We start from the raw sequence: 23,890 nt of genomic DNA, 5'->3' as shown, positions 1-23,890 counted from the left end.
TCAAAAAAGCAGAATTAAATTTAGTAGAAAAAAATCGCAACAATCTGTCAATCCACTGAAAAAAGAGAGAAAACTTATGTTTTGTGAACAATGCGAACAAACCGCTAGTGGTAATGGTTGTCATCAGTGGGGAGCCTGTGGAAAAAGTCCCGAAGTCAACGCCGTTCAAGACTTATTAGTTTATTGTCTGCGGGGATTAGCATCGGTGGTTTTAAAAGCCAAAGAAGCGGCGATATCTACTCGCGAAGCCGATATTTTTACCTGCGAGTCGCTTTTCGCCACCATGACCAATGTGAACTTCGATCAAAGACGTTTTACCGATTATATTCAGCGTTGTTTAGAGATTCGGGAAAATTTAAAAGCACAATTGGGATCGGTGGACTGGTCTGCACTTGCTAACTATCAGCCTAATTTTAATGAGAGCCTAGTCAGCCAAGGTCAAGAAGTATCCTTAGAACTAATTGAAAAAGTACAAGACCTCGATATTTTTTCCCTAAAGTTAACCGCTATCTACGGAGTTAAAGGTCTGGCTTCCTATACTTTCCACGCTCAGGAATTAGGTCAAGAGGATGACTCAGTTTATCAGGTTATCCAAGAGACTTTAGCGGCAATTGATCGCAGTGATTTAAACCTGAATGATTGGGTGGCAATCTGTCTAAAAGTTGGGGCAGCAAACCTGCGGGCCATGGAATTATTAGATCAAGGTCATACCGAAACCTACGGTCATCCCATACCGACAAATGTTCCCTTAAATCCGCGTCTAGGTAAAGCCATTTTAGTCTCCGGCCATGATATTAAACAATTAGCGGCTTTACTGGCACAAACTGCCAATACTGGGATAACAGTCTATACCCACGGAGAATTATTACCCGCTCACGGTTATCCAAAACTCAAAGAAAAATATCCCCATCTCTACGGTCATTATGGCACCGCCTGGCAAAATCAAACTAAAGAATTTGCTAAGTTTCCGGGGGCAATAGTTTTAACTACTAATTGTCTCATGCCCCCCCACGAAAACTATGAAAGTAAACTTTTTACCCTCGGACCTGTGGGTTATGCCCATATTAACCGCTTAGAAACAGTGGACGGTGCGATCGATTTTAGTCCCGTGATTGCTAAAGCGCAGTCATTGCCCGGATTTACTGAAATAAGCGAACCTCGGCAGGTAATGGTGGGATTTGCCCACAATACCGTTCTCAGTGTCGCTGATACGGTGGTTGATGCCCTTAAACAGGGTAAAATCCGTCACTTCTTTCTGGTTGGGGGCTGCGATGGGGCAAAACCCGATCGCAATTACTACACCGAATTCGTGGAACAAGTTCCCGAAGATTGCATCGTTTTAACCCTTGCCTGTGGAAAATTCCGCTTTTTCGACAAACAATTAGGTAGTATCGAAGGATTACCCCGGCTAATGGACTTGGGACAATGTAACGATGCCTATAGTGCCATCAAAATCGCCCTAGGATTAGCCAACGCTTTTAACGTTAGCGTCAACGAGATACCCCTCTCCCTAATTATCTCTTGGTACGAACAAAAAGCGATCGCTGTACTGCTCACCCTGCTACATCTAGGTATGCAAAATATCCGTCTGGGACCAACTTTACCGGCATTTATCTCCCCCAACGTCCTCAAATTCCTCTCCGATACCTATCACCTGCAGCCGATTACCACCCCCGCAAAAGACTTAGCCGATTGTCTAGGTTAAAACTTTCTGTAAAAATCCCACCCTTAGCCACAAACTGTGGCCTATGGGAAGGAGAGGGATATTATCCTCAAGGAGAATAATTTTTATGTCCGTAATCACTTTAAGCATTGATGGTAAAGATGTAGCGATCGAAGCGGGTTCGCGAGTTCTGGCGGCAGCTAGTCAGGTAGGAATAAAAATTCCCGCCCTCTGTCATCTGGACGGGGTTTCCGAAGTGGCCGCCTGTCGCTTATGTTTAGTAGAAGTTGAAGGTATTAATAAATTATTACCTGCCTGTGTAACGGAAGTGGCGGAAGGCATGGTGGTCCATACCGATACCCCAAAACTGAAAGAATATCGCCGCATGACGGTGGAATTATTATTCGCTGAAGGTAATCACGTTTGTGCAGTTTGTGTGGCTAATGGTAACTGTGAATTACAAGATTTAGCCATCGAAGTGGGTATGGATCATAGTCGTTTTCCCTACCGTTTTCCCAAGCGAGAAGTGGATATTTCCCATCATCTTTTTGGTATCGATCATAATCGTTGTGTTCTCTGTACCCGTTGTGTGCGAGTCTGTGATGAAATTGAAGGGGCGCACGTTTGGGATCTGGCTTATCGCGGCGAAAAAGATAAAATTATCGCGGGAATGGATCAGCCTTGGGGCAGCGTTTCTGCTTGTACTTCCTGCGGCAAATGTGTTGCAGCTTGTCCAACGGGAGCCATATTCCGTAAGGGTTCCGCCGTTTCTGAAAAAGAGGAAGATCGATCGAAGTTGGAATTTTTAGTTAACGCCAGGACTGAACACCAGTGGACGCGTTAGCAAAAAATGGTAGATTCTCAAAACGCTCGTTGGGGACATCTAGGTATTTATGCCAAGTATCTGCGGGCGGAAATGGCTCTGTATGACGAGATTATGGGGATGAATGAAGATATTCGCTTGATTTCCGATTACTGCGGTATTTCTGCTCGGGAAACTCAACGAGCAAAAAACTACGCTTTCGGTAGCGGTGTCAGTCAGTATGAATTTTGGCCTAGTATTGATATGGCAAAGGCTTGGTTGAGGATGGCGCGAGGACAGGGAACGGCGATTGATCGTGTCTTTCTACAACACGAAATCTTAGAATCGGATTTAGTGATCAATCAGGGTATGAATCAGCCTTCTGCTCACGAAATCGCTCAAGCTCAATATGGTTGGTCTGTCCTACTGCGTCAAGGGAATCAATAATGTTATGAATGATACAAATCTCGAACAGATCTTTCTGCAAGCCTTGCATCGCTGTCTATCCCTGGTGGATTATCAATCTCAACCAACCAATTTAGCTTGGTCTGCGATCGAACTTTTCGCCGAAGTTGGACGATTTCCCCAGATGCTTCGTCAATTCTGTGATCAATACCGAGAGCGTGTGGCGGCGGCAGATCGGGCGATCGAGGATTACGCCAGTAGTGTGGATAATTGGACAGTCAAGGGGACTATTTTCGGGGCGCAGGATCAATGTAATATCTTGCATTTTTTTCTCAATGTCCACACGAAAAAATTTAAGTTTTTTAGAGGTGAAAATTGGACACCACAGCTAATCTGTGAATTTTTGCAAGAATGGAAGGGGATCGATCTTTTTTCTTTAATTGCAGATAATCAGGAACTTGTCGAGACAGGCAAAAACCCGCCCCTCGGTAAACAGCCGCTTTTCTATTAGCTAGTAATCACTATTGCCCAAACCTAACAAACAAGGAATTAAAATTATGTCTAAAATTCGCTTCGCTACTGTCTGGTTAGCCGGTTGTTCGGGATGCCATATGTCCTTCCTCGATTTGGATGAATGGCTGTTAGAATTAGCCGAAAAAGTTGACGTGGTATATAGTCCCGTCGGCTGCGATCTGAAAACCTATCCCGAAAATGTCGATGTCTGTTTAGTGGAAGGAGCGATCGCTAATCAGGATAATTTAGAACTAATTCATCTAGTCCGTCAAAATACCAAAACCGTCGTTTCTTTTGGTGATTGCGCTGTGACTGCTAACGTTCCCGCTATGCGGAATATGTTGGGAACTGCCGATCCCGTGCTAAAAAGAGCTTATTTAGAGTTAGGAGATAACACACCTCAACTACCAGAAGAACCCGGTATCGTTCCCGAATTATTAGATCAAGTGCTGCCCGTCCATCAAGTCATTCCCATCGATATTTTTATGCCGGGATGTCCCCCCGATGCGGACAGAATTCGCGAGACATTAATTCCGATTTTAAAAGGGGAATTACCCGTGATGGCAGGACGAGAAATGATTAAATTTGGTTAATTGAATCAGTTATCAGTTATCAGTTATCAGTTATCAGATTTGAGTTTTAAGTTTTGAGTGAGCAGTATGTATTAAGTGAGCCTCATCAAATGCCAGTTTGCTGCTGTCTTTTCGCTGATTATTGATTACTGTTTACTGATTACTGATCACTGTTTACTGATTGGGTGCATCTCACATTTGTAGAAATACCGACAATCAGCAATTATCAGTGACTCCTAAATTATTACAGATGTGTCAGCAGCCGCGTGTAAGCATCCCACCGAAAAACTAATGCGCTCCGGGGTTTGGGGGCGGCGCCACGCCCCCAACGGGGGGTTTGGGGGGTAGAACCCCCCAAAGGCTTGGATTGAGTGATAAAATCGAAAGTAATAGTAAATCCCTTGAGTATGGGCTATGCAAAACGGAGAATAAATAATCAGTTTTTAATAACTGGATTTAGTATTACTGTTTACTGATCACTGAACATATAAATCAAGTTAAAATATCCGCTCCTAACATCCGTTGATATTTAGCCTCTAAAGCTTGTTTCAAGTTGGGCAAAGTGATTAAATGGGGATCATCTAACATAATTTTTTCGGCAGCATCTCTTGCCAAAACTAACACCTCTTGATCCTCGACTAAACTAGCGAGGGCAAAATCTGGTAAACCCGATTGTCGTTGTCCTAAAACTTCCCCCGGACCGCGAAATCGCATATCCATTTCCGAGATAAAAAAGCCATCTTGGGATTGTTCCAAAACCGTTAATCTTTGACGGGAATTAGCACTATTAGTGCCACTTAAAAGTAAACAATAGGATTGATGGGAACCTCTGCCCACGCGCCCCCGTAATTGATGCAATTGTGAAAGGCCAAAACGTTCGGCATTTTCAATTAACATCACCGTGGCATTGGGAACATCCACCCCCACTTCGATAACCGTAGTTGAGACAATAATTTGCAGAATATTATCGCGAAAAGCTGTTAAGATTTCCTCTTTTTCGGCGGAACTCATGCGACCATGGAGTAAACCGATATTAAAATTGGGAAAAATCTTTTCTGATAAATTTTGATATTCTTCCACCGCAGCCCTAACATCTAATTTTTCCGATTCTTCAATCAAGGGAAAAATCACATAAGCTTGTCTGCCTTGGGCAATTTCACGCCGAATTAAATCATAGGCAGCCCTTCTTTGATTCCCATTTAAAGCGCTGGTTTGAATCGGTTGTCTGCCGGGGGGTAATTCGTCAATTTGACTCACATCCAAATCCCCATGCAGGGTTAAAGCTAAAGTACGGGGAATCGGTGTTGCTGTCATGGTTAAAACGTGGGGAGACTCTCCTTTGCTTAATAATCTTGCCCTTTGTTGTACCCCAAAGCGATGCTGTTCATCAATAACAACTAAACCTAATTTGCGGAAATTAACTGCATCTTGAATTAGGGCATGAGTTCCCACTAAAAGTGGTAATTCTCCTGTCTCTAATTGGGCGTGAATTTCTCGCCGTTTAGCGGTTTTTGTGGAACCAGTTAATAATTCTACGGGTAAATGTAAGAGATTAAACCAGCTAACTAACTTACGATAATGTTGTTCTGCTAAAACTTCCGTGGGAGCCATTAATGCCGCTTGATAACCGGATTGTAGGGCTGCTAAAATAGCATAAACTCCGACAATTGTTTTGCCAGAACCCACATCCCCCTGCACAAGACGATTCATCGGGGTGCTAGAATCTAAATCCTCTAAAATTTCTTCAATAACTCGTTTTTGAGCATTAGTTAATTGAAAGGGAATTATCTGATTAAATCGATCAATTAGTTGACCCTTAGCACTAAAAACAGCACTTTTCTGTGTCTGACGATACTGTTGCCGCCGCCGCAGAAAACCCAATTGTAAAAAGAAGAATTCATCAAAGACTAATCGCCGTCGCGCTTGACTTAGAATCTCGGCATTATTAGGGAAATGAATGTTAGTAATTGCCGTTTTTAAATCGATTAATCCGTATTGTTTTCTTAGACCGAAAGGTAGGGGGTCTTTTATCGCCTCTACTGCCCCAAAAGCGGCGACTACAGCCTTTCTAATTAGGTCGGCGGGTACTCCATCGGTGAGGGGATAAACCGGCAGAATACGCCCGATTTTTAAGGACTCAATACTTGCCCCAGAACTGTCTAATAATTCAAATTCAGGATTTTCTAAAGTTAACCCATATTTACCCGCTTTGACTAAACCACTAACCGCCACCACCGAACCCACCAGATAGAGTTTTTTTTGTCCTTCTTGCCAAGCACGATTAGTATAGCGAGTTCCCGCATAAAAACGGTTTAATTTTATCTGTCCAGTGCGATCCTGTAAGAGCAATTCAAAGATAGCTAACTTGGTATTTTTGGGGCTAGTAAAACAATTACAGCGCTTGACATTCCCCACTAAAGTTACCGTTTCCCCCTCGGTTAAATTGGCGATATTGACTTGACGACTGTAATCAATATGATCCCGGGGATAATAATATAATAAATCTTCAACTTTGTGGAGGTTTAATTTTTCTAAAAGACCAGCTTTTCTCTCTCCCACTTCCGCTAGATATTTCAAGGGTTGTTCGAGGGTAACTTGCCGTGGAGAAATAGCCTTTGTCGTGATGGGAGTGGTATTAATAATTTTCGCCACAGCTGGTTCTTTTGGGGTGGGGGTTGCTTCTAAAGTTTGCCGTAATTGTTGTAAAAAATTGCGAGTTTCGGTGACTAATTGTTGTCTTTGTCTGGGATTAAACTGGGAATATTGGGCAAATTTTTGGGCTAATTCTCGCCAGCGATTTCTCTCACTGGTGGAAATTCCCACGGGAGGATTATCCCCGAAACTAAGACAGAAAAACTCGCTAAAACGGTATTGATTTCCCTGAAGATCGGGATAACCTTTTTCCGCTTCTACAGATAAGGCTTTTTGTAATCTCACCCAGTCGGGTATTTCCCCTTTCATAATTGCCTCTTGATTCCAAATTTCCCAGTATTATGCTTCCCTGATACCCCTGTTTGATCATAACTGATTAATCGTACCAACTACTGCGCCATGCCGCTTCCGCTTGAGCGATAGTATATTCTTTGCGAATACGATGATATTGTTCCCCTAGACGATTTAATTGTTCCCAAAGGGAGCGAATTTGATTTCTTTCGACACTTAAGCGCGTATCAGCAAATTCCAGTTCAGCCATTCGTAGATGAATCGCCGTTACTTTAGTGACTTTGCCACTTGAAAAATCATGATCATCCCCATCATCTTCATCTTCATCTTTTTCTTCCTCTGGTTCAGGGTTTTTAGCTTCCACTAGAATGTTTAACATATTATTTCCTCCACCTAGGGATTGTCCTTCTTCTCCCGCTTGAATTGCCATATCGATAATTTGACTGGGTAGATGAGGGGGAAGAATATAAGCTTTTTGTAGTTGCTGATTAATTTGTTTAGAGAGATGATTGAGAATCTCGACACAGTTTTTTTCCAGCACTCGACAACAATAAAGTAAAATATCGGGGTTATTAATCTCTCCAGTTGCGGCTAGATTTTCCCGTTTGTCTAGAAAAAGCTTCCAGAAATCTGGGGTGTTAACTGTCTCTGCTGGACTTTTAGAGAATCCTACCCCTGAAAATGCCCCTCCCTCGAAGCTCTGCTCGCCCAATTGCTGTAAACTGGCTTTAGCCTCTTGTCCTAGAGCTTTGATCTCCTCTTGTAGTTTCTGACGATTGCTGTGGGAGAGGGCCAGAAATTCCCCCCCATAGTAACGGGTACAGATATGATACACTGCCCCGATCGCCTGTTTATAGAGAGATTCACCGAGTAAATCAAGATAAATTCGGTATTTTTCTCGCATTCTTTCGGCTAAATTTGCCACTTCCGTTTCTATGTTCTTTAAATCTTGTTGTAGCTTGTTCAGTCTTCCAGTCATAGAAATTTTACCGAGGGAGAAGTTAGCGATCGGCGAATTCTATTATAGCGACTCACTGTCAGCTATAGCGCCCTGACATGGGGGAGATGTTTAGACTCGATCGGTTGTCAGTTATTTTAGCTATTAGCTTTTTGCAGACCAGCTTTTAGCATTTGTTTTGGCAAAGATAACTGCTATAATCAGGCTAATTAGTAGGAAAACTCTCTATCTCTATATTTTTGCATAGTTTACACCACAAGTCTGGGCATGAAAACCGACAGTATTTTTTATGATCTTTTTCAATCTTATCCGTCAATTTTCTTTGAATTAATCAACCTTTCCCCCGGAGAAGCCGAGAATTACCGCTTTGATTCCGTCGAAATCAAGCAACTAGCTTTTCGTATTGATGGCGTATTTTTGCCCAATATTACCGATCCTAGCATTCCTATTTATTTCTGCGAGGTGCAATTTCAAGATGATCAGAATTTTTATGGCCGTTTCTTTGCTGAAATCTTCTTATATCTCAGTAAAACTGCTTTTAACAATGATTGGCGCGGGGTGGTCATTTATCCCCATCGTCGGGTAGAATCAGATCAGGTTGTACGTTATCAAGACTTATTGACATCTGGGAAAGTGACGCGAATCTATTTAGATGAACTAGATGATATTAATCAAGATTCCCTCGGTATTGCCACTATAAAATTAATTATTGCTAAAGAAAATCAAGCAGTGGCAACAGCCAAACAACTTATTGAACGAGTGCGAACTGAATTTACCCAACCGCAAAACCTCCTACAATTAATAGAAACGATCCTTATTTATAAATTACCACGTCTAAGTCGCCGGGAGATAGAAGCCATGTTTAGTTTAGATGAACTGAAACAAACCCGTTATTTTCAAGACGTTCGAGAAGAAGGTAAACTGGAAGGTAAACTGGAAGGTAAACTGGAAGGTAAACTGGAAGGTAAACTGGAAGGTAAACTGGAAGGTAAACTAGAATCTGTGCCGCGTTTATTGGCTTTAGGTTTAACGGTAGAACAAATTGCTCAAGCCTTGGACTTAACTGTAGAAAAAGTGCGAGAAATACCAGAAACCCATTAAGCTAATCTAGCAGTAAGCTATGACAGCGTTTCTGATCAAGATAAAGTGTAACCTAATTTGCTATCGACCACCGACTACCCAAAACGAAAACTTACTACCTCACCTATGACTAGCACTCCTTCAGCTTCTTTAAAATTTAAAAAAACAAAAATTACCGACACAAATATCACTCTCTCCCATGGCAGCGGTGGCAGAGCAATGCGGGATTTAATTAACGAGATATTCGTTAATAACTTCGATAATAACTTACTGGCACCCCTTGAAGATCAAGCCCGATTTGAGATTAAAGATTTAGCTAAAATAGGCGATCGCTTGGCATTTACCACCGATTCCTATGTGGTTTCTCCCCTATTCTTTCCGGGGGGTGATATTGGCAGTTTAGCAGTCAATGGAACTGTTAATGATTTGGCTGTCGGTGGGGCAATTCCTCTCTATCTCAGTTGTAGTTTTATCCTCGAAGAAGGTTTATCTATCGACACCCTAAAAACCATCGTTACCAGCATGAAAATAGCCGCCGACAAAGCAGCGGTAAAAATCGTCACCGGGGATACAAAAGTCGTTCCCAGGGGACAAGGGGATCAAATATTTATTAATACCTCTGGAGTGGGGGTAATTCCGGCCCGAATCCATTCCAGTGCCAATAATTTACAAGTTGGTGATCGCATTTTGCTTAACGGTTTTCTGGGGGATCACGGTGCCGCCATTCTGATGGCCCGGGGCGAATTAGACCTACAATGCACAATCGAAAGCGATTGTCAAGCCTTGAATTCTTTAATTTCGGCAATTCTGGCCGTTTGTCCGCAAGTCAAAGCGATGCGGGATGCCACTAGAGGCGGATTAGCCACGGTTTTAAACGAATTTGCCCAAAGTTCTGGGGTGGGAATACAGGTGCAGGAAACGGCGATCCCCATCCGGGAAGAAGTGCGAGGAATGTGCGAATTATTGGGTTTAGAACCGCTTTATCTAGCAAATGAGGGGAAATTAGTCCTTGTCGTGCCACCGGAGGCGGAAAATCGCGTTTTAGCAGTGATGCGTTCCCATCCTGACGGCATTTTTGCCGCTTGTATCGGGGAAGTCGTCGCTTCTCCCCCCAATTTAGTTTACTTAAAAACCGCTTTCGGCACTAAAAGGATTCTCGATATGTTAGTAGGTGAACAATTACCGAGAATATGTTAATTAGACAGGAGACAGTTTTAAAGGAAAAAGTGAAAACTAAAAAAACAGATAGTTGGAGTTTTGGGGTTTTGGGGTTTTGGGGTTTTGGGGTTTTGGGGTTTTGGGGTTTTAGTTGAAATTTCCCTGTTCCCTGTTCCCTGTTCCCTTCTCCCTGTTCCCTGTTCCCTGTTCCCTGTTCCCTATTCCCTGTTCCCTGATAACTGATAACTGATAACTGAAAATGCACGAACTAGGAATTACCCAAAATATTATCGAACTTGCTTTAGAACATTCCCGAGGAATGAAAGTTAAGCGCGTGGTGTTAGAGATTGGTAAACTAACGGCAATTATGCCAGAATCGATCGCTTTTTGTTTTGATACCTGTTGTCAAGGTACTAATGTAGAGGGGGCAATGTTAGAGATTCTGGAAATTTCTGGTTTAGGACAGTGCCAAGATTGCGGAAATGAGCTAGAACTAGAATATCCCTACGGAATCTGCGATCAATGTGGTAGTCGCAATATAGTCATTTTACAGGGTCAAGAATTAAATCTCAAATCGTTGGAGACAGAATCCTTATGTGTGTAACCTGTGGTTGTTCTGATAACTCGGAAGTGACGGTAACTAATCCGCAAACGGGAACCCATGAACATATTTTAGCCGATGGTACTGTTATTAGTCATAGCCATCACGATCACGAGCATGAGCATCCCCATCATCCCGCGGAAATTCCCGCTCAAATTCATGGTAATATTCTCCAAGTTGAGCAAAATCTGCTGGCAAAAAATAATCTGTTAGCGGCACAAAATCGCGGTTGGTTGAAGGGGAGAAAAACTGTTGCTCTTAATCTAGTTTCTTCCCCCGGTTCGGGAAAAACTACCCTTTTAACTCGCACAATTGCCGATTTAAAAACCGCTATTCCTATCAGTGTCATTGAGGGAGATCAAGCAACAGCTAATGATGCCCAAAAAATTAGTGAAACCGGTTGTCAGGTTATCCAAATTAACACCGGAACAGGTTGTCATTTAGAAGCATCAATGGTAGAGAGAGGATTAATCGAACTCGATCCACCGATGAATTCTTTAGTCATGATCGAAAATGTCGGTAATCTAGTTTGTCCTGCTTTATTTGATTTGGGAGAAAATGCCAAAGTCGTCATTCTTTCCGTCACCGAAGGGGAAGATAAACCGATTAAATATCCCTATATGTTCCACGCTTCTCAAGTCATGATCTTGACAAAAATAGACCTACTACCCTACGTTAATTTTAACCTCGATCGCTGTTTAGATTACGCCTATCAAGTTAATCCCAATCTGAAAGTTTTTCAAGTTTCCGCTACCACTGGAGAAGGTTTAGATGCTTGGTACGGTTGGTTAAAATCGCTGGTTTAAGTTAAGTAGTAACACACCTAAAAAGTTCAGTCTAACCGCAAGAAAAATGACCCTAGCACTTGATGACAATAATTATAATCAACTGTTGACTAAATTTCAACCCAAGATTATTGAAAATGAGGAAGAATATGAGCAAGCGCGTCATCTTCTGATTAATCTAATTAGTAAACAGGATCGACTACCAGAAGAAACCGCGATGGTTAAATTGATGGCGACAATTATTAAGGATTTTGATGCCAAACAACCTCAACCCGAACCAGCTTCACCGCAGGAAGTATTATTACACTTAATGTCAGCTAACAACATGAAACAAGCTGATTTAGTTGGTAAAATTGGTTCTAAGGGTGTGGTTTCTGAGATTGTTAATGGCAAGCGATCGATTAGTAAAGCTCAAGGGAAAATTTTAGGAGAGATTTTCAATGTTTCCCCCAGTGTATTCATTTAATTATCTATTAGTTATTAATGAAAACAACCGTCATTGTTCCCCCGATTAAATGTCAAGGTATCAAAACTAAACTGGTATCATCAATCAAAAGTTTAGCGGATCAGCAAAACTGTGAGCGCTGGATAGAACCCTTGTGTGGTTCGGGGGTGGTAGCTTTTAATTTACAACCCAAATTTTTGCCTATTGCCTATTGCCTTTTGCCTCTCCTAACCAAGAAGTTAATTTTGTTCTAGTCCTTAATCATATTCTTTTGCCGCTTGTACTAAGGATAAAAGTTGTCCGGTTTGATCGGTTCCCGATACTCCTAAATCACTGTGACAGAGGATAACTTTTTCGCTTACCCTTGCTAATAAATCCCTTAAAACTCTCTGTAAACGTGCCTGATTTTCCTCTAATTCTGCTTCCGTTGTCCAGCGTTGATAGGGACTTTCTCGCCAAAAAATCGGCGCAGCAAAAAGAGTAGCAGCACCTCCTTGTTCCCAGAGTGGGGAGGAACAATCTAGCCAAAAATGCCAACGATGACTAGAACGAAAAGAACGATATTGAAAGATATTGCCTAGGGTGACTGCTGAGGAAGATTTAATAAATTGTCGCACAGGATAGGGATTAGCAGTAATTGTACCACGGCGCAAAAGTTGGATAAACTGACTAATAGTTTCGCTGGCACTTTGAAAAGAGGGTTCACTCTCACGCAAACGCCGATCGATCTCCCAAAAATGTTGGGCAGTTTCCATTAATTCTCGCAAAGCTGCCAAGTGATCGAAGGGCAAATTTTCCCCATCGTTTAATAATTGTTCTATCGCTTGATTTAAGACAAAAATCGGGAAAAGTTTGGCCTCTTGCTGCCGTTTTTTCATCCCTTCGATCCAGTGACAAATTCTTTCGTAGGCAGTACAAGCTTTTTGTCCTAAGCGATCCCAACGGGGAAAAGTTTCGATCGCTAATAAACGAGGATTTTCCGGATGCACTTGATAACAATGATCGGCAATTAATCCGGCGCGGATTGGATCGATATCGGGAATTAAATTCTCTTCTTCATCCCAGCGATAACGGCTAAAAATCACCAGCATTTCCGCTATGGCCTCTTGGGGGGCTAAACGCCCCAAATTTGCGTAAACAAGGGCGAGAAGGGTCAATAATGCCCGAATCAGAGGACAACTGATCAGGGGTCGTTGTTCGTTGAGGGGTTGAACGGGTATCCCGGCACCGGTTAAAATTTCCATCAGGCTATAACGGGCGATTTCGTCTAAACCGGGGGCAATAACGGCGATTTCTTCGGCTTTTACTGCTCCTTGCTTGACTGCTTGAATAATAGCTGTGGCTGTCTTCCGTAACAATTCGGCGCGAGAGGTGGTTTGCAGGGAGATGAATTGATCGGGAAGATTGCCAAGATAGTTACCGTCGCTGATTAAGGAGAGAACCGTCTCGCTAAACTGAGCAGCTAACCCCTCAGTGGTAGATAATGGCATAATTTGACAGCGTGCCGCTAATTTTTGTAGATAATCGGGATCGGCAGTTAATCCTAAGCGAATTTTTCCCTGGGGATTGTAGGTAAAAACGCTAAAACAATCATGATCGAGGAAAAAACTGAGTAAATCCTTGGCAATAGCCGGATAATCGTCCACATCGTCCGCAAAAACTCCCCGGAAGCGTTTTAATAGTTGCTGTTGATAACGACTATCAGGAAATAAATAGCGCCAATAGAGTTCGTAGATGATACCATAACTTAATAAACCACGTTCTAGAGACCAATCACGCCATTGAATGATTAATTCTCCCACTTTTTCTGGTGTTTCCTGCTCATTAATCGCTAAAACTCGTTTCAAATCTGTTTCTGATAATCCGTCGGCTAATCTTTCGGGTATCTTTTCTGCGGGAACACCACTAGCGCCGGCTAATTGCAACAAATCGAGAACTTGACGGACGAAACGATATTCATTTATGCTAGTAAGCTGGAAGAATTCAGCGATTGCTGGTTGCCAGAGACGGGTGGCGAGTTCCTGCTCTGTTTCTGGGCGTAATCGGCGGGGAAATTGCGCTTTTAGCCCTAAAGACTCGAAAATTAACGGCCAAAACAGGATGACTTCATCGGTGAGAAAACCTAAAGGGGTTTTGCAGAGAATCGGATAGCTACCCCTAACAGCAAGGGCTAATTGATCGGCTAATTCTCGTTTATTATCATCGTTGGCAGCGAAAACTAAGATCGAGCGGGGAAGGGGCGATGATTTCGGTCGATCGAGATACAATGAATCCTGGGACTGAAGTTGAGAAACAACCCAGCGCCGAAATTCCCCGACTAAAGCGGTGGTTTTTCCCGATCGAGTCCCACCTTCGATCCAAATTGGTATGATTGACATCGTTTTTTCTGGATTGTATTTGTTAAGATGACTGATCGGTACTCTAGCTTTTTTCCTTGTGGAAGTAATTGTTTCCTATGAATCTTAATCGGATTTTGCAAGGTGTTAATCAATGGTTATTACAAACTCCTGAACGTTCTTTAGATGAGGCTTATCATGCAGCTTTGAAGATTAAGGAGATAGAAGACAAGCATTTTCAAGGGCGAAAAGTGGCAGCGGAGTTCTCGAATTATGGCAGTACCACTAATTCCTATTTTATCGCAGAAGTTAAAGGTTATCTGCAAAAAATTAAAGTCAGATTGACGGAGTTTAAAGCTAGTCGCTCGATCGTTAATACCTTCGGACCAAATCAACCGACAATTAATAATGGGGTGATTACTGTCACCACAGATGTTTGTCTGAAAAAACTTCAGTTTATCGATAGTATTATCGGAAAATATCAAGGTAATTATTGGCAAGAAGATATTCAAGATGTTCCCAAAAGTATCCAGAACAGAAATTTTGAGCAGGAAACAGCCAAAAATAAGACTTCTAGAAATCGCTCTTTTTTAGCGGCGGGTAGTCTTGAAGATGAGGAAATGATCAAAAGCAATAAATCCCAAAAAGCTACGGAAAAACCGGGAGTTTTACCCCGTTCTTTTGTCAATACTTTTAATCGCATTAAGCAGGAAATCGATCCCCAAGCGGAGGAATCGGAGGAGGCAGTTTTAAAAAGATTTCGCAATTCTCGTTATAAAACAGCCATTTCTCTCAAGTTTATTTTACTGTTAATTATTGTTCCTTTATTAACCCAGCAATTAACCAAAACTTTCCTGATCACCCCCTTGGTTAATAAATATTTCCAACAACAGGAACAGTTTATTTTTATCAATCAGGATCTAGAAGAAGAAGCTTTTTCGGAATTGAGAAGATTTGAGGAAGCTTTACATTTTCGAGGTATGATTGGTTTAGCACCCAAATTATCTAACGAAGAAATCGAGGGAGAAATTACCAAAAAAGCGGCGGTACTAAGTGAAGAATTTCGCCAACGAGGTTTAAATGCGATCGCTAATATTTTCGCCGATATTTGTTCCCTGATTGCCTTTGGTTTTGTTGTCGCTTTTAGTCGTCGGGAAATCGAGATTGTCAAGTCTTTTCTCGATGGCATTCTCTATAATCTTAGCGATTCAGCTAAAGCTTTTTTAATTATTCTCTTTACCGATATATTTGTCGGTTTCCACTCTCCCCACGGTTGGGAAGTGATCCTAGAAGGGTTAAGTCGTCATTTCGGTTTACCGGAAAATCGCGAGTTTAATTTTCTCTTTATCGCCACTTTTCCCGTTATCTTGGATACAGTCTTAAAATATTGGATTTTCCGTTATCTCAATCGCATTTCTCCCTCGGCAGTGGCTACCTATCGTAATATGAATGAATAGGGTAAAATCGGGGAGAAACTTGATAATTTACCCTTCTAATCTGGGAAGGATAATTTTGCTGCTGTCTCTTGTACTTTGGTAAGTTCTAATTGCAAAGCAGTGGCAATCTGTTCTATACTTAAACCTAAGGCCAGTAAACCAGCAATCGCTTCAGTTTTAGCTTCTTCACGACCTTCTTCACGACCTTCTTCACGACCTTCTTCACGACCTTCTTCACGACCTTCTTCTTTAGCTTCTTGATAAAGTCGAGTTTGTCTGAGATCATCTAATCCGAACATAGCTTCTAACTCCGTGCGACTAAGATTAGTAAATTTATAGGCTAAGGTTCTTTCAATTAATTCTACAACTTTTTGCTGGAAAACTAGATCATCAATTTCAGCGATCGCTTTTTCTAAAAGTGGTTTTCCTCGTTGCTGTGCTAATTGGGGTGTAGCGACAATTAACTGAATAATTCCTAAACCCAGAGACGGAGCCGGACTATCGATTAATTCATCTAAATAAATAGGTCTGATCTGTCCCGTTATCTCAAATCCCCGTAGTTGATAGGGAAAATTATTGTCGATATCCCTGGAGGCAAATAAAGCTACAGCCATCCAATCCTGAACGGGTTTATACTGATTGAGATAGATGACAATTTCTGTTAAAAATCGCCAATAAAAATCACTTTTATCCTGAAATTGCACTTCAACAAAGTAAATAATTAGTTCCGGGGCTGCTGTGGTCGGTAAAAAAATACCGTCAAAACGACGCGCTAATTCTTTGATTTCTCGGGAGGAGAATTGATAATTTTCAGCTTTCTGGGTTGACTCTCCCAGTAATTCAAAAATTAACCCCGGAAAGGTTTGCAAGAGTTGATAAAAAATTGTATCGGTCTTCACAAGCTTGAAAAAATCTAGATGTTTACTAACAATTACTTACAAATCATCCAACAAGAGCGTGACTAACACCTTATCGACACGATTACCGTCCATATCCACCACTTCCAAGCGCAACCTTTGCCATTCAAAATGATCGGCAGCCCCTGGAATCCTACCAAGATGGGTAATAATAAAACCACCTAAAGTGTGATAATTGCCCTGTTTTTCCCCGGGTAATTCACTGATTTCAAATAATTCTTTAAAATCTTCGATCGCCACTGTACCATCGATCAACCAAGAACCATCTTCCCGCTGCACGATCTGAGCATCTTCAATATTATCTAATTGGGGTAAATCGCCGACAATTGCCTCTAAAATATCCTTGCGCGTCACCAATCCTTGAATTACCCCGTACTCATCCACTACCAAGGCAATATGATGACCACTTTGCTGCACCAATTCTAACACCTTTAAACCCCTAGTGCTTTCCGGCACAAAAAGCGGCTGTTGTAAATCCTTCGTCAGGTCGAAACTTTCACCGGTTAAACAATCTGCCAATAAGTCTGTGACTTCGATTACCCCCAAAACCTCATCTAAACTGCCCTGACACACAGGAAAACGGTTATGATTGCTCTCAATTAGCTTCTGGCGGTTAATTTCGGCACTATCTTCCAAATCTAGCCAAATAATATCTGGGCGCGTGGTCATAATCTGGCTTACTCGGCGATCGCCCAATCCTAACACCCTTTCCACCATATCCTGTTCTGCTTCCTCAAAGGTTCCCGCTGCGGTTCCCTGTTTAAGCATAATTTTCAATTCTTCTTCCGTAATTGGGGAATCATTGTTATTCGTATTAATCCCCAACAAACCGAGAATCAGATTAGTCGATTGACTCAAAAGATGGACAATGGGCGAAACAATTTTCGATAGCTTATCGAGAGGATCAGCAACGAGGATAGCGATTTTTTCAGGATTACTTAAACCTAACCGTTTCGGCACCAATTCCCCCACCACTAGGGATAGATAGGTAATAATTAACACCACTAATCCTAATCCCAAAGCTTGACTGTAGGGGGCTAAAACAGGAACTTGCGCCAATAATTGCGCCACACTGACCGATAAATTCGCTCCTCCGTAAGCCCCGGCAAAGATTCCCACTAGGGTAATGCCAATCTGCACCGTCGATAAAATTTGATTGGGATCATTGGCCAATTTTAAGGCCACCGCCGCCCTTCGATCATCTCTGGCTAATTGTTCTAAACGGACTTTGCGCGCCGAGACAATGGCAATTTCCGAGAGGGCAAAGACTCCATTGAGGAGGATGAGGAAGAGGATAACAAGAATTTCGGTAGTCGCCGAGAACATGGTTAAAAGTTACAGGTAAAAGGGCGGATAGTTGTTTGGATCATAGTGCGAGAATCGGTTAAGTTCAGTAAAGAATCATCTTGATTTTTAACGAGTTACGAAGGCTTGTGTCTGGAGGGGGTTACTCCCAGTATAAATGGGATAGGATAAAGTTCGCGCTCTTAGCTCAGTTAGCAGTGAACAGTCAAGAGTGACCTGTTGCCAGTAAAAAAAGTTGTCCCTGGGAGAGTGGGGACAAACTATCTCAATCTATTCGCCTGAAAAATTATGATCGCTACACCCGTATCATCGAAATCGAACGCTATCACGGAAATCCGCCCCGGACTACCGACTATTTGCGGTTGGGAACAGGAAATCGCAGCGATTGTTAATCACGATGATCCGATCTTTTTACCGACAACAAATCTCCAATTAGACAATATTAACGCTGGTTTTGCCTGTGCCTTGCATATGCACCAACCCACTATCCCCGCGGGTGTTAACGGGGAATTAATCTGCAATCTCCAGCATATGTTCGAGCATCAAGGGGATGGCGATAACCATAATGCCAGCGTTTTTGCCTGGTGTTACAGTCGCATGGGCGATTTTATCCCAGAATTGGTGGCGGAAGGCTGTAATCCCCGGATTATGCTCGATTATTCCGGCAATCTCCTCTGGGGTTTGGTACAGATGGGACGGCAGGATATCCTCGATAAACTCAAATTAATCACCTGTAACAGTCAATATCAACCCTATGTGGAATGGTTGGGGACGATGTGGAGTCATGCGGTGGCTCCTTCCACACCGATTCCCGATCTAAAATTACAGATGCAAGCATGGCAAACCTATTTTGCCTCGATTTTTGGCCCCGATGCCCTGAAACGAGTCAAAGGGTTCTCTCCCCCGGAAATGCACCTTCCTAACCATCCCGATACCCTCTACGAGTATATTAAAGCCCTGAAAGAATGCGGCTATCGTTGGTTATTGGTACAGGAACACTCGGTGGAAAATCTCGACGGTTCGGGATTGAGTCAGGAACAAAAATATATTCCTAATCGCCTGGTGGCGCGCAATTCTCGCGGTGAAGTGATTGCGATTACTGCTTTGATTAAAACCCAGGGTTCCGACACCAAATTAGTCGCCCAAATGCAACCCTACCACGAGGCCAAATGCCGCGGTAAACAGCAAATCGGCGGCGTTTGGGTTCCTTCCCTAGGTTCCCAGATTGCCGACGGTGAAAATGGTGGCGTGATGATGAATGAATTTCCTCGCGATTTTCCCAATCCTTGGCGGGAAATGCAGGGGGGTTCCACTGTGGCAGGATTTAACGGCACGGAATATCTGGAGTTAATCGAGGCCGCTGGCGTTAATCCCCAAGATTATCCCCCAATTCAAGCCGTACACCAGCATAAAATCTGGCAGCGAGTTAATCCCGATGCCGCTACCCCAGAAGCAGTGGAACAGGCGATCGCTGAGTTAAAACAGTCCGACCACCGTTTTACCATGGATGGGGCATCTTGGACCAATGATCTCAGTTGGGTGCGCGGTTACGAAAATGTCCTCGAACCGATGAACCAATTAAGCGCTAAATTCCACGAGAAATATGATCTTTTAGTACAGGCGGATCCTAGCTTCACCCGACGGCCCGATTATCTGGAGGCACTGCTTTATAATTTGCTCGTGCAAACCAGTTGTTTCCGTTATTGGGGCCAGGGTACTTGGACCGATTATGCCCGCACTTTGTACGAAAGAGGCGCGGCCTTAACCCGCTAAGATAGTAAGGTATCTAGGGCGCAGAATCTGCGCTCTAGTAGTATAAATATACTAGCAAGGGATGTTCGCCGATGAAGTAATTAAAGAAATACTCAAATCCTGATAAAAATCCTCTTGTTTTAATTCCACTTTTGATTGAGAAGCCAGTAAAAGTAAAGCCCAAAAAATCGCCACCTTTTCCTGTGTTGCCGAGTGACTAGAAGGCTTTTCCGCTTGCCATAAATCTAATAAATACTCAAACTCTATCTCCTTTTTCTCTAATTGAAAAAACTTTCTCTGCAAAAAAAAGTCCAGTTCCGCTGCCAATTCCGTCAGGTTTTCTTGGTGGGCCAATTCCGTGATAATTTGTACCGCTTCCCGTCGGGATTGGGGCCGGGGTTTCGGGACAACTACAGGCAGTTTCGGTAAAGCTTCAATCTCTAGGGCAATCTGTTGTAATTGAGTGATTAACTCCTGCAAAGTTACCCGTCTTTTTCGCGGTGGTGGGGCGGCAGTACGACGGCGAATATGATTTTCTAGATAACGGGGTAAAGTTCTTAATTCCCGTTCTAACTCGCTAATTTCCTCATCCATCAGACTTTCTTCTTGCTGGTCTAAAGACAATCTTTCTAGGGTATCAGCCTTAAATAAAACTAACATAGAAGCCCATAAAAAAGCCTGTCCCGATTGGGGTAAATTAGCTTGGGCCATGGCTAAATCTAGATCGTTTAATAACCCCAATTCTGCCAAAAAGCGATCGATCACATCAATAACCTGCACATCCCAGGGGTCAATTTCTCCCTGTTCCGCCATTTCTAAAAGAGAGGCGATCGCATCACTGGCCGAGGTGATAGTCATGATTGTAGAATCTTGTAGGATCTCAAAGGATAGAATTTAGCAAGCAAAACCATGGACATATCGATCGCTGACCTGCGCTTGGACTACAATCTTGAAGAATTGCTAGAGTCAGAAACATCTGCCGATCCTTTCATTGTATTTAAACAATGGCTAGAACGGGCGGTATCTTCGGGAAGATTGGAACCCAACGCTATGACTTTAGCCACTATTTCCCCGGAGGGTAAACCCCGGGCCCGCATGGTACTGTTAAAAGACTTCGATCCTCGCGGTTTTGTTCTCTTTACCAACTACCACAGCGCCAAAGGACAGGAATTAATCGCTAATCCCAATGCGGCCCTAGTGTTTTGGTGGGGAGAATTGCAACGGCAAATTAGGATCGAGGGAACTGTAGAAAAAATCAGCGAGGAGGAATCGGATAATTACTTTTTTGTCCGTCCCTGGGAATCTCGTTTAGGGGCCTGGGCCTCCAATCAAAGTGAAGTGATTTCCGGGCGGTATATCCTCGAAAAACGTCTGACAGAACTAAAAGAAGAATATGCGGGTCGTGAAGTTCCCCGTCCTCCTCATTGGGGCGGATTTCGCCTAATTCCTAGTTTAATCGAGTTCTGGCAAGGTCGCCCCAGTCGTCTTCATGATCGTCTCTGTTATTATCGTCAAGAAGATGGCAGCTGGCAAAGGCAACGTTTAGCTCCTTAGTTTTATTTTGACACCTTGTATTGGCAAAATAGCTCGATGCTAATTCAATTTGTCATTTTAGTCTTGAGATAATATTAGGTCGATTTCTTTTCCCAACCCGCGCTTCCCTTAGCGATCGGGTTGGGCTATTATGTCATTTGGGAAAGGCAATCCCTCAGCCCTAAAGTCTCAGAAAAACGATAGAATTGAAAGGGTTTTGGTTTGCATCTTTCAAAAATAACTAGAGAATTAATATGAATGTTGGACTTCGAGAAACCTTAGAAGCATTGCGGGTTGAACTGAGTAAATCTATTTTAGCCTCTGAGGGTGAGCAGATTCGCTTTGAAGTGGGTGAAATTGAATTAGAGGTTCAATTTGTGGTTGAGCAGTCGAAAGAAGGCAAAGGTGGGCTGAAATTTTGGGTAGTAGAAATGGGTGGGGGTGTCACCAATAAAGATACGATAACCCATAGAATTAAAATTCCCCTTAAACCCATTGGGAAAGATGGAGGACCTATCAAGACAGCAAGTGATGATATTCCCGATTAGAATTTTATACCCCTAGAAGCGCAATGTTTGCGCTCAAAGCAGTTAATTTGTAGGATGGGTTAGCGAAGCGTAACCCATCGCCATCCCAGAAGAATAGGTTACATCAATCCGATAAGTTATGCCCCAATTCCAACCCGATCGCACTTTAGAAATTGTTGCCCCTAAATACGGCACTGCCTATCGAATTGGGGGACGTTTACTCTTGACTTGTCGGCATCTATTTGATAATAGTAACAACTGTAAGGTACGATTTAGATCAACATCAAACTATTCTGATAAGCAGGATATAGACGCTAAAGTAATTTGGAAAGCCCCCGATAATATCGATATAGCCTTAGTAGAATTACCAGAAACTATCGAAACTTATGATCCTGTAGGTTTTGGGGTGTTACCTGATGCGAGTAGCACCCAAAAAGTTAAGTTTGACTTTTTCGGCTTTCCTTTATTTTTACGGTATGTTGAAGATGAGATAAAATACGCCACAGGGTTACATATTGAGGGAACTATTGATGTGGCTAATCGTGTTCCTCATCACCGTTTGTTATTAAATATTAAAGATAGTAAAGAAATCCAACCCACCGATGAACAATTAGAAAGATTAGCAGAAGATCAGTCACCTTGGCAAGGAACATCGGGATCAGCAATTGTTTGTTATGGGTTAGTGATTGGGGTACAATCTAAACAGCCAATTAGAGATCGTCCGGCATCTTTAGAAGCTGAATCTTTGGCAAGAGTTTATGACAATCCCGAATGGTGTGAGATATTAGAAAAACACGGTCTTGATCCTGAACCTAAACCCGTTATATCCGCTTCTTTAAAATCTTCTTCCTATCGTAATCAAGCTCCTCCTAAACCGAGTTATTTTGTCGAACGTCCAGAGGTTAGTATTGAGTTAAAAAAAATTTTATTGTCAGCAACAACGGAAAAAACGGGAACTTTAGTTATTAGTGCGATTTATGGCTTAGGAGGTATTGGTAAATCCACTTTAGCAGCAGCTTTAGCACAGGAGAAAGAGGTTCAAGCTTTTTTTCCTGATGGCATTTTCTGGGCAACATTAGGACAACAACCAGATATTTTATCCTTTCTTCATGGCTGGATTCAAGCTTTAGGAGATTATAATTTTAAGCCGACGGGTATTGATGCGGCATCCTTACACTTGAGGACTTTATTGGCAGATAAAAAGGCTTTATTAGTAGTAGATGATCTCTGGAATGTAGAAGATATTGATCCTTTTAGAGTAGCAGTAAATCAATGTAAATTATTAGTAACCACTAGAGAAGTTCCCGTTAAAGGGGCAATTCGTTATGATTTGGACATTATGACGGAAAGCCAATCTTTAGCCTTATTAACGGGTTATTTAAAGCATGAATTAAATTTAGCAGATCAGAAACAAGCCAAAATATTAGCCAAAATTGTCGGTTATTTACCCTTAGCATTGGAGTTGACGGCCGCACAAATTGAAGATGGGATTCCTTGGGCTGAATTAATCGAAGATTTACGGGCAGAAATCGCTCATTTAGAAATTTTAGATCGCTTGGAAGCTGGAGATACTGTCAATGAAGAAAAACGAAAACATTATAGTTTAATTGCTTGCTTTAATCTCAGTTTAAAGCGATTAAATGGGCAAAGATTGAGACAATTTAGCTGGTTAGGGGTGTTACCCGATGATGTTACCATTACCGAAAAAATAGCGGCGACTTTATGGGATTGTCAGGTTAGAGAAGCGAGACAAACTTTAAGATATTTACGGGGTAAAGCTTTATTATTAACGGGGGTTTCTAGTGAACTATTAACGAGTTATCGGGTCCATGATTTGTTACATGATTTAGCCCGAAATCTGATCCTAGCGTCTCCTCATCCTGAAACGGATTATCAATTACCGGGGTTAGGGTTATCAATGGCTGAGGCACATCAGCAATTTTTAAGCAGGTATCAAAAACAGATTAAGAGATCCCCCCTAACCCCCCTTGAAAAGGGGGGAAAAGAGGTGGAAGTCCCCCTTGAAAAGGAGAGATCCCCCCTAACCCCCCTTGAAAAGGGGGGAAAAGAGGTGGAAGTCCCTTCAAGGGGTGACAGAGGGGCTACAAGCTAGATAGAGCGGGGGGTCTAGCCAAACGACCCCCTAAAGAAATAGAGTG

The 23,890-nt window shown here is 42.5% G+C and carries 22 protein-coding genes; 16 read left to right on the top strand and 6 right to left on the bottom strand.

Annotated elements, in window-relative coordinates; genetic code table 11:
- Positions 1-76: 76 nt before the first annotated feature.
- The 5 genes from hcp to IM500_RS13970 all read left to right on the top strand — a co-directional run bounded on the left by hcp (position 77) and on the right by IM500_RS13970 (position 3,976).
- Positions 77-1,705 carry a hydroxylamine reductase gene (gene hcp, locus IM500_RS13990; RefSeq protein WP_190722489.1) on the top strand — a complete coding sequence of 543 codons (1,629 nt, stop codon included), beginning with the start codon at positions 77-79 and terminating at the stop codon, positions 1,703-1,705.
- An 85-nt stretch (positions 1,706-1,790) separates the two neighbouring features.
- The gene (gene hoxU, locus IM500_RS13985) at positions 1,791-2,507 is read left to right on the top strand and encodes a bidirectional hydrogenase complex protein HoxU (RefSeq protein ID WP_061430651.1); all 717 of its coding nucleotides are present in this window, start codon (positions 1,791-1,793) and stop codon (positions 2,505-2,507) included.
- 6 nt (positions 2,508-2,513) lie between these two features.
- Positions 2,514-2,912 carry a hypothetical protein gene (locus IM500_RS13980; protein ID WP_190722488.1) on the top strand — a complete coding sequence of 133 codons (399 nt, stop codon included), beginning with the start codon at positions 2,514-2,516 and terminating at the stop codon, positions 2,910-2,912.
- Positions 2,913-2,916: 4 nt separating this feature from the next.
- Positions 2,917-3,381, top strand: coding sequence for a hypothetical protein (locus IM500_RS13975; RefSeq protein ID WP_242034666.1), 465 nt, complete (start codon positions 2,917-2,919; stop codon positions 3,379-3,381).
- Positions 3,382-3,427: 46 nt separating this feature from the next.
- Complete coding sequence (locus IM500_RS13970; protein ID WP_002740992.1) at positions 3,428-3,976, top strand: NADH-quinone oxidoreductase subunit B family protein; 549 nt, start codon at positions 3,428-3,430, stop codon at positions 3,974-3,976.
- Between the two features lie 471 nt (positions 3,977-4,447).
- Here the strand turns inward: IM500_RS13970 and recG are convergent, their stop codons facing one another.
- Together recG and IM500_RS13960 are read right to left on the bottom strand one after the other, a co-directional pair.
- Positions 4,448-6,916 carry an ATP-dependent DNA helicase RecG gene (gene recG, locus IM500_RS13965; protein WP_190722486.1) on the bottom strand — a complete coding sequence of 823 codons (2,469 nt, stop codon included), beginning with the start codon at positions 6,914-6,916 and terminating at the stop codon, positions 4,448-4,450.
- A gap of 67 nt (positions 6,917-6,983) precedes the next feature.
- Positions 6,984-7,877, bottom strand: a complete 894-nt coding sequence (locus IM500_RS13960; protein ID WP_190722485.1) for a hypothetical protein — start codon at positions 7,875-7,877, stop codon at positions 6,984-6,986.
- 246 nt (positions 7,878-8,123) lie between these two features.
- On the opposite strand from IM500_RS13960, the gene IM500_RS13955 reads away from it, so the two are divergent.
- The 6 genes from IM500_RS13955 to IM500_RS13930 all read left to right on the top strand — a co-directional run bounded on the left by IM500_RS13955 (position 8,124) and on the right by IM500_RS13930 (position 12,179).
- On the top strand, positions 8,124-8,957 hold the full coding sequence (locus IM500_RS13955; RefSeq protein WP_287738721.1) for an Rpn family recombination-promoting nuclease/putative transposase: 834 nt from the start codon (positions 8,124-8,126) through the stop codon (positions 8,955-8,957).
- 105 nt (positions 8,958-9,062) lie between these two features.
- A complete protein-coding gene (gene hypE, locus IM500_RS13950) occupies positions 9,063-10,133 on the top strand; it encodes a hydrogenase expression/formation protein HypE (RefSeq protein WP_190722484.1) in 1,071 nt (356 codons plus the stop codon).
- Between the two features lie 220 nt (positions 10,134-10,353).
- A complete protein-coding gene (locus IM500_RS13945) occupies positions 10,354-10,698 on the top strand; it encodes a hydrogenase maturation nickel metallochaperone HypA/HybF (RefSeq protein ID WP_190722483.1) in 345 nt (114 codons plus the stop codon).
- A complete protein-coding gene (gene hypB, locus IM500_RS13940; protein WP_190722482.1) occupies positions 10,689-11,501 on the top strand; it encodes a hydrogenase nickel incorporation protein HypB in 813 nt (270 codons plus the stop codon). The genes IM500_RS13945 and hypB overlap by 10 nt, the downstream gene beginning before the upstream one ends.
- A gap of 46 nt (positions 11,502-11,547) precedes the next feature.
- Positions 11,548-11,946, top strand: coding sequence for a helix-turn-helix domain-containing protein (locus IM500_RS13935; protein ID WP_287738719.1), 399 nt, complete (start codon positions 11,548-11,550; stop codon positions 11,944-11,946).
- 17 nt (positions 11,947-11,963) lie between these two features.
- A complete protein-coding gene (locus IM500_RS13930; RefSeq protein WP_287738718.1) occupies positions 11,964-12,179 on the top strand; it encodes a DNA adenine methylase in 216 nt (71 codons plus the stop codon).
- Between the two features lie 3 nt (positions 12,180-12,182).
- On the opposite strand, the gene IM500_RS13925 is transcribed toward IM500_RS13930, so the two are convergent.
- Positions 12,183-14,303 (bottom strand): PD-(D/E)XK nuclease family protein, encoded by a 2,121-nt coding sequence (locus tag IM500_RS13925; RefSeq protein WP_190722479.1) that lies wholly within the window; start codon positions 14,301-14,303, stop codon positions 12,183-12,185.
- A gap of 77 nt (positions 14,304-14,380) precedes the next feature.
- Between IM500_RS13925 and IM500_RS13920 the strand changes: the two genes are divergently transcribed.
- Positions 14,381-15,718, top strand: a complete 1,338-nt coding sequence (locus IM500_RS13920; protein WP_190722478.1) for a proton extrusion protein PcxA — start codon at positions 14,381-14,383, stop codon at positions 15,716-15,718.
- A gap of 35 nt (positions 15,719-15,753) precedes the next feature.
- On the opposite strand, the gene IM500_RS13915 is transcribed toward IM500_RS13920, so the two are convergent.
- Complete coding sequence (locus tag IM500_RS13915; RefSeq protein WP_190722477.1) at positions 15,754-16,596, bottom strand: Rpn family recombination-promoting nuclease/putative transposase; 843 nt, start codon at positions 16,594-16,596, stop codon at positions 15,754-15,756.
- Positions 16,597-16,632: 36 nt separating this feature from the next.
- Positions 16,633-17,940: a hemolysin family protein gene (locus tag IM500_RS13910; protein ID WP_147069490.1), complete on the bottom strand. Its 1,308-nt coding sequence runs from the start codon at positions 17,938-17,940 to the stop codon at positions 16,633-16,635.
- 267 nt (positions 17,941-18,207) lie between these two features.
- On the opposite strand from IM500_RS13910, the gene IM500_RS13905 reads away from it, so the two are divergent.
- Positions 18,208-19,692, top strand: coding sequence for a polysaccharide deacetylase family protein (locus IM500_RS13905; protein WP_287738716.1), 1,485 nt, complete (start codon positions 18,208-18,210; stop codon positions 19,690-19,692).
- Between the two features lie 51 nt (positions 19,693-19,743).
- Here IM500_RS13905 and IM500_RS13900 read toward each other — a convergent pair whose 3' ends face one another.
- Positions 19,744-20,529: a segregation/condensation protein A gene (locus IM500_RS13900; protein ID WP_287738714.1), complete on the bottom strand. Its 786-nt coding sequence runs from the start codon at positions 20,527-20,529 to the stop codon at positions 19,744-19,746.
- Positions 20,530-20,580: 51 nt separating this feature from the next.
- Between IM500_RS13900 and pdxH the strand changes: the two genes are divergently transcribed.
- The 3 genes from pdxH to IM500_RS13885 all read left to right on the top strand — a co-directional run bounded on the left by pdxH (position 20,581) and on the right by IM500_RS13885 (position 23,844).
- Positions 20,581-21,225 (top strand): pyridoxamine 5'-phosphate oxidase, encoded by a 645-nt coding sequence (gene pdxH / locus IM500_RS13895; protein ID WP_002796454.1) that lies wholly within the window; start codon positions 20,581-20,583, stop codon positions 21,223-21,225.
- A 227-nt stretch (positions 21,226-21,452) separates the two neighbouring features.
- Positions 21,453-21,752, top strand: a complete 300-nt coding sequence (locus IM500_RS13890; RefSeq protein WP_079206354.1) for a trypco2 family protein — start codon at positions 21,453-21,455, stop codon at positions 21,750-21,752.
- A 118-nt stretch (positions 21,753-21,870) separates the two neighbouring features.
- Positions 21,871-23,844, top strand: coding sequence for an NB-ARC domain-containing protein (locus IM500_RS13885; protein WP_287738711.1), 1,974 nt, complete (start codon positions 21,871-21,873; stop codon positions 23,842-23,844).
- Positions 23,845-23,890: the final 46 nt, after the last annotated feature.

Origin of the sequence: Microcystis sp. M179S2, assembly GCF_020245805.1 — a bacterium.
Lineage (GTDB): Bacteria > Cyanobacteriota > Cyanobacteriia > Cyanobacteriales > Microcystaceae > Microcystis > Microcystis aeruginosa.
Note: the sequence above shows the minus strand (reverse complement) of the source record. Positions and strands in the feature narration are given on the sequence as shown.

Excerpts from the sequence above, each read along its gene's own strand:
- hcp (WP_190722489.1), top strand. The coding sequence starts at position 77 with ATGTTTTGTGAACAATGCGAACAAACCGCTAGTGGTAATGGTTGTCAT.
- hoxU (WP_061430651.1), top strand. The coding sequence starts at position 1,791 with ATGTCCGTAATCACTTTAAGCATTGATGGTAAAGATGTAGCGATCGAA.
- IM500_RS13980 (WP_190722488.1), top strand. The coding sequence starts at position 2,514 with ATGGTAGATTCTCAAAACGCTCGTTGGGGACATCTAGGTATTTATGCC.
- IM500_RS13975 (WP_242034666.1), top strand. The coding sequence starts at position 2,917 with ATGAATGATACAAATCTCGAACAGATCTTTCTGCAAGCCTTGCATCGC.
- IM500_RS13970 (WP_002740992.1), top strand. The coding sequence starts at position 3,428 with ATGTCTAAAATTCGCTTCGCTACTGTCTGGTTAGCCGGTTGTTCGGGA.
- recG (WP_190722486.1), bottom strand. The coding sequence starts at position 6,916 with ATGAAAGGGGAAATACCCGACTGGGTGAGATTACAAAAAGCCTTATCT.
- IM500_RS13960 (WP_190722485.1), bottom strand. The coding sequence starts at position 7,877 with ATGACTGGAAGACTGAACAAGCTACAACAAGATTTAAAGAACATAGAA.
- IM500_RS13955 (WP_287738721.1), top strand. The coding sequence starts at position 8,124 with ATGAAAACCGACAGTATTTTTTATGATCTTTTTCAATCTTATCCGTCA.
- hypE (WP_190722484.1), top strand. The coding sequence starts at position 9,063 with ATGACTAGCACTCCTTCAGCTTCTTTAAAATTTAAAAAAACAAAAATT.
- IM500_RS13945 (WP_190722483.1), top strand. The coding sequence starts at position 10,354 with ATGCACGAACTAGGAATTACCCAAAATATTATCGAACTTGCTTTAGAA.
- hypB (WP_190722482.1), top strand. The coding sequence starts at position 10,689 with ATGTGTGTAACCTGTGGTTGTTCTGATAACTCGGAAGTGACGGTAACT.
- IM500_RS13935 (WP_287738719.1), top strand. The coding sequence starts at position 11,548 with ATGACCCTAGCACTTGATGACAATAATTATAATCAACTGTTGACTAAA.
- IM500_RS13930 (WP_287738718.1), top strand. The coding sequence starts at position 11,964 with ATGAAAACAACCGTCATTGTTCCCCCGATTAAATGTCAAGGTATCAAA.
- IM500_RS13925 (WP_190722479.1), bottom strand. The coding sequence starts at position 14,303 with ATGTCAATCATACCAATTTGGATCGAAGGTGGGACTCGATCGGGAAAA.
- IM500_RS13920 (WP_190722478.1), top strand. The coding sequence starts at position 14,381 with ATGAATCTTAATCGGATTTTGCAAGGTGTTAATCAATGGTTATTACAA.
- IM500_RS13910 (WP_147069490.1), bottom strand. The coding sequence starts at position 17,940 with ATGTTCTCGGCGACTACCGAAATTCTTGTTATCCTCTTCCTCATCCTC.
- IM500_RS13905 (WP_287738716.1), top strand. The coding sequence starts at position 18,208 with ATGATCGCTACACCCGTATCATCGAAATCGAACGCTATCACGGAAATC.
- IM500_RS13900 (WP_287738714.1), bottom strand. The coding sequence starts at position 20,529 with ATGACTATCACCTCGGCCAGTGATGCGATCGCCTCTCTTTTAGAAATG.
- pdxH (WP_002796454.1), top strand. The coding sequence starts at position 20,581 with ATGGACATATCGATCGCTGACCTGCGCTTGGACTACAATCTTGAAGAA.
- IM500_RS13885 (WP_287738711.1), top strand. The coding sequence starts at position 21,871 with ATGCCCCAATTCCAACCCGATCGCACTTTAGAAATTGTTGCCCCTAAA.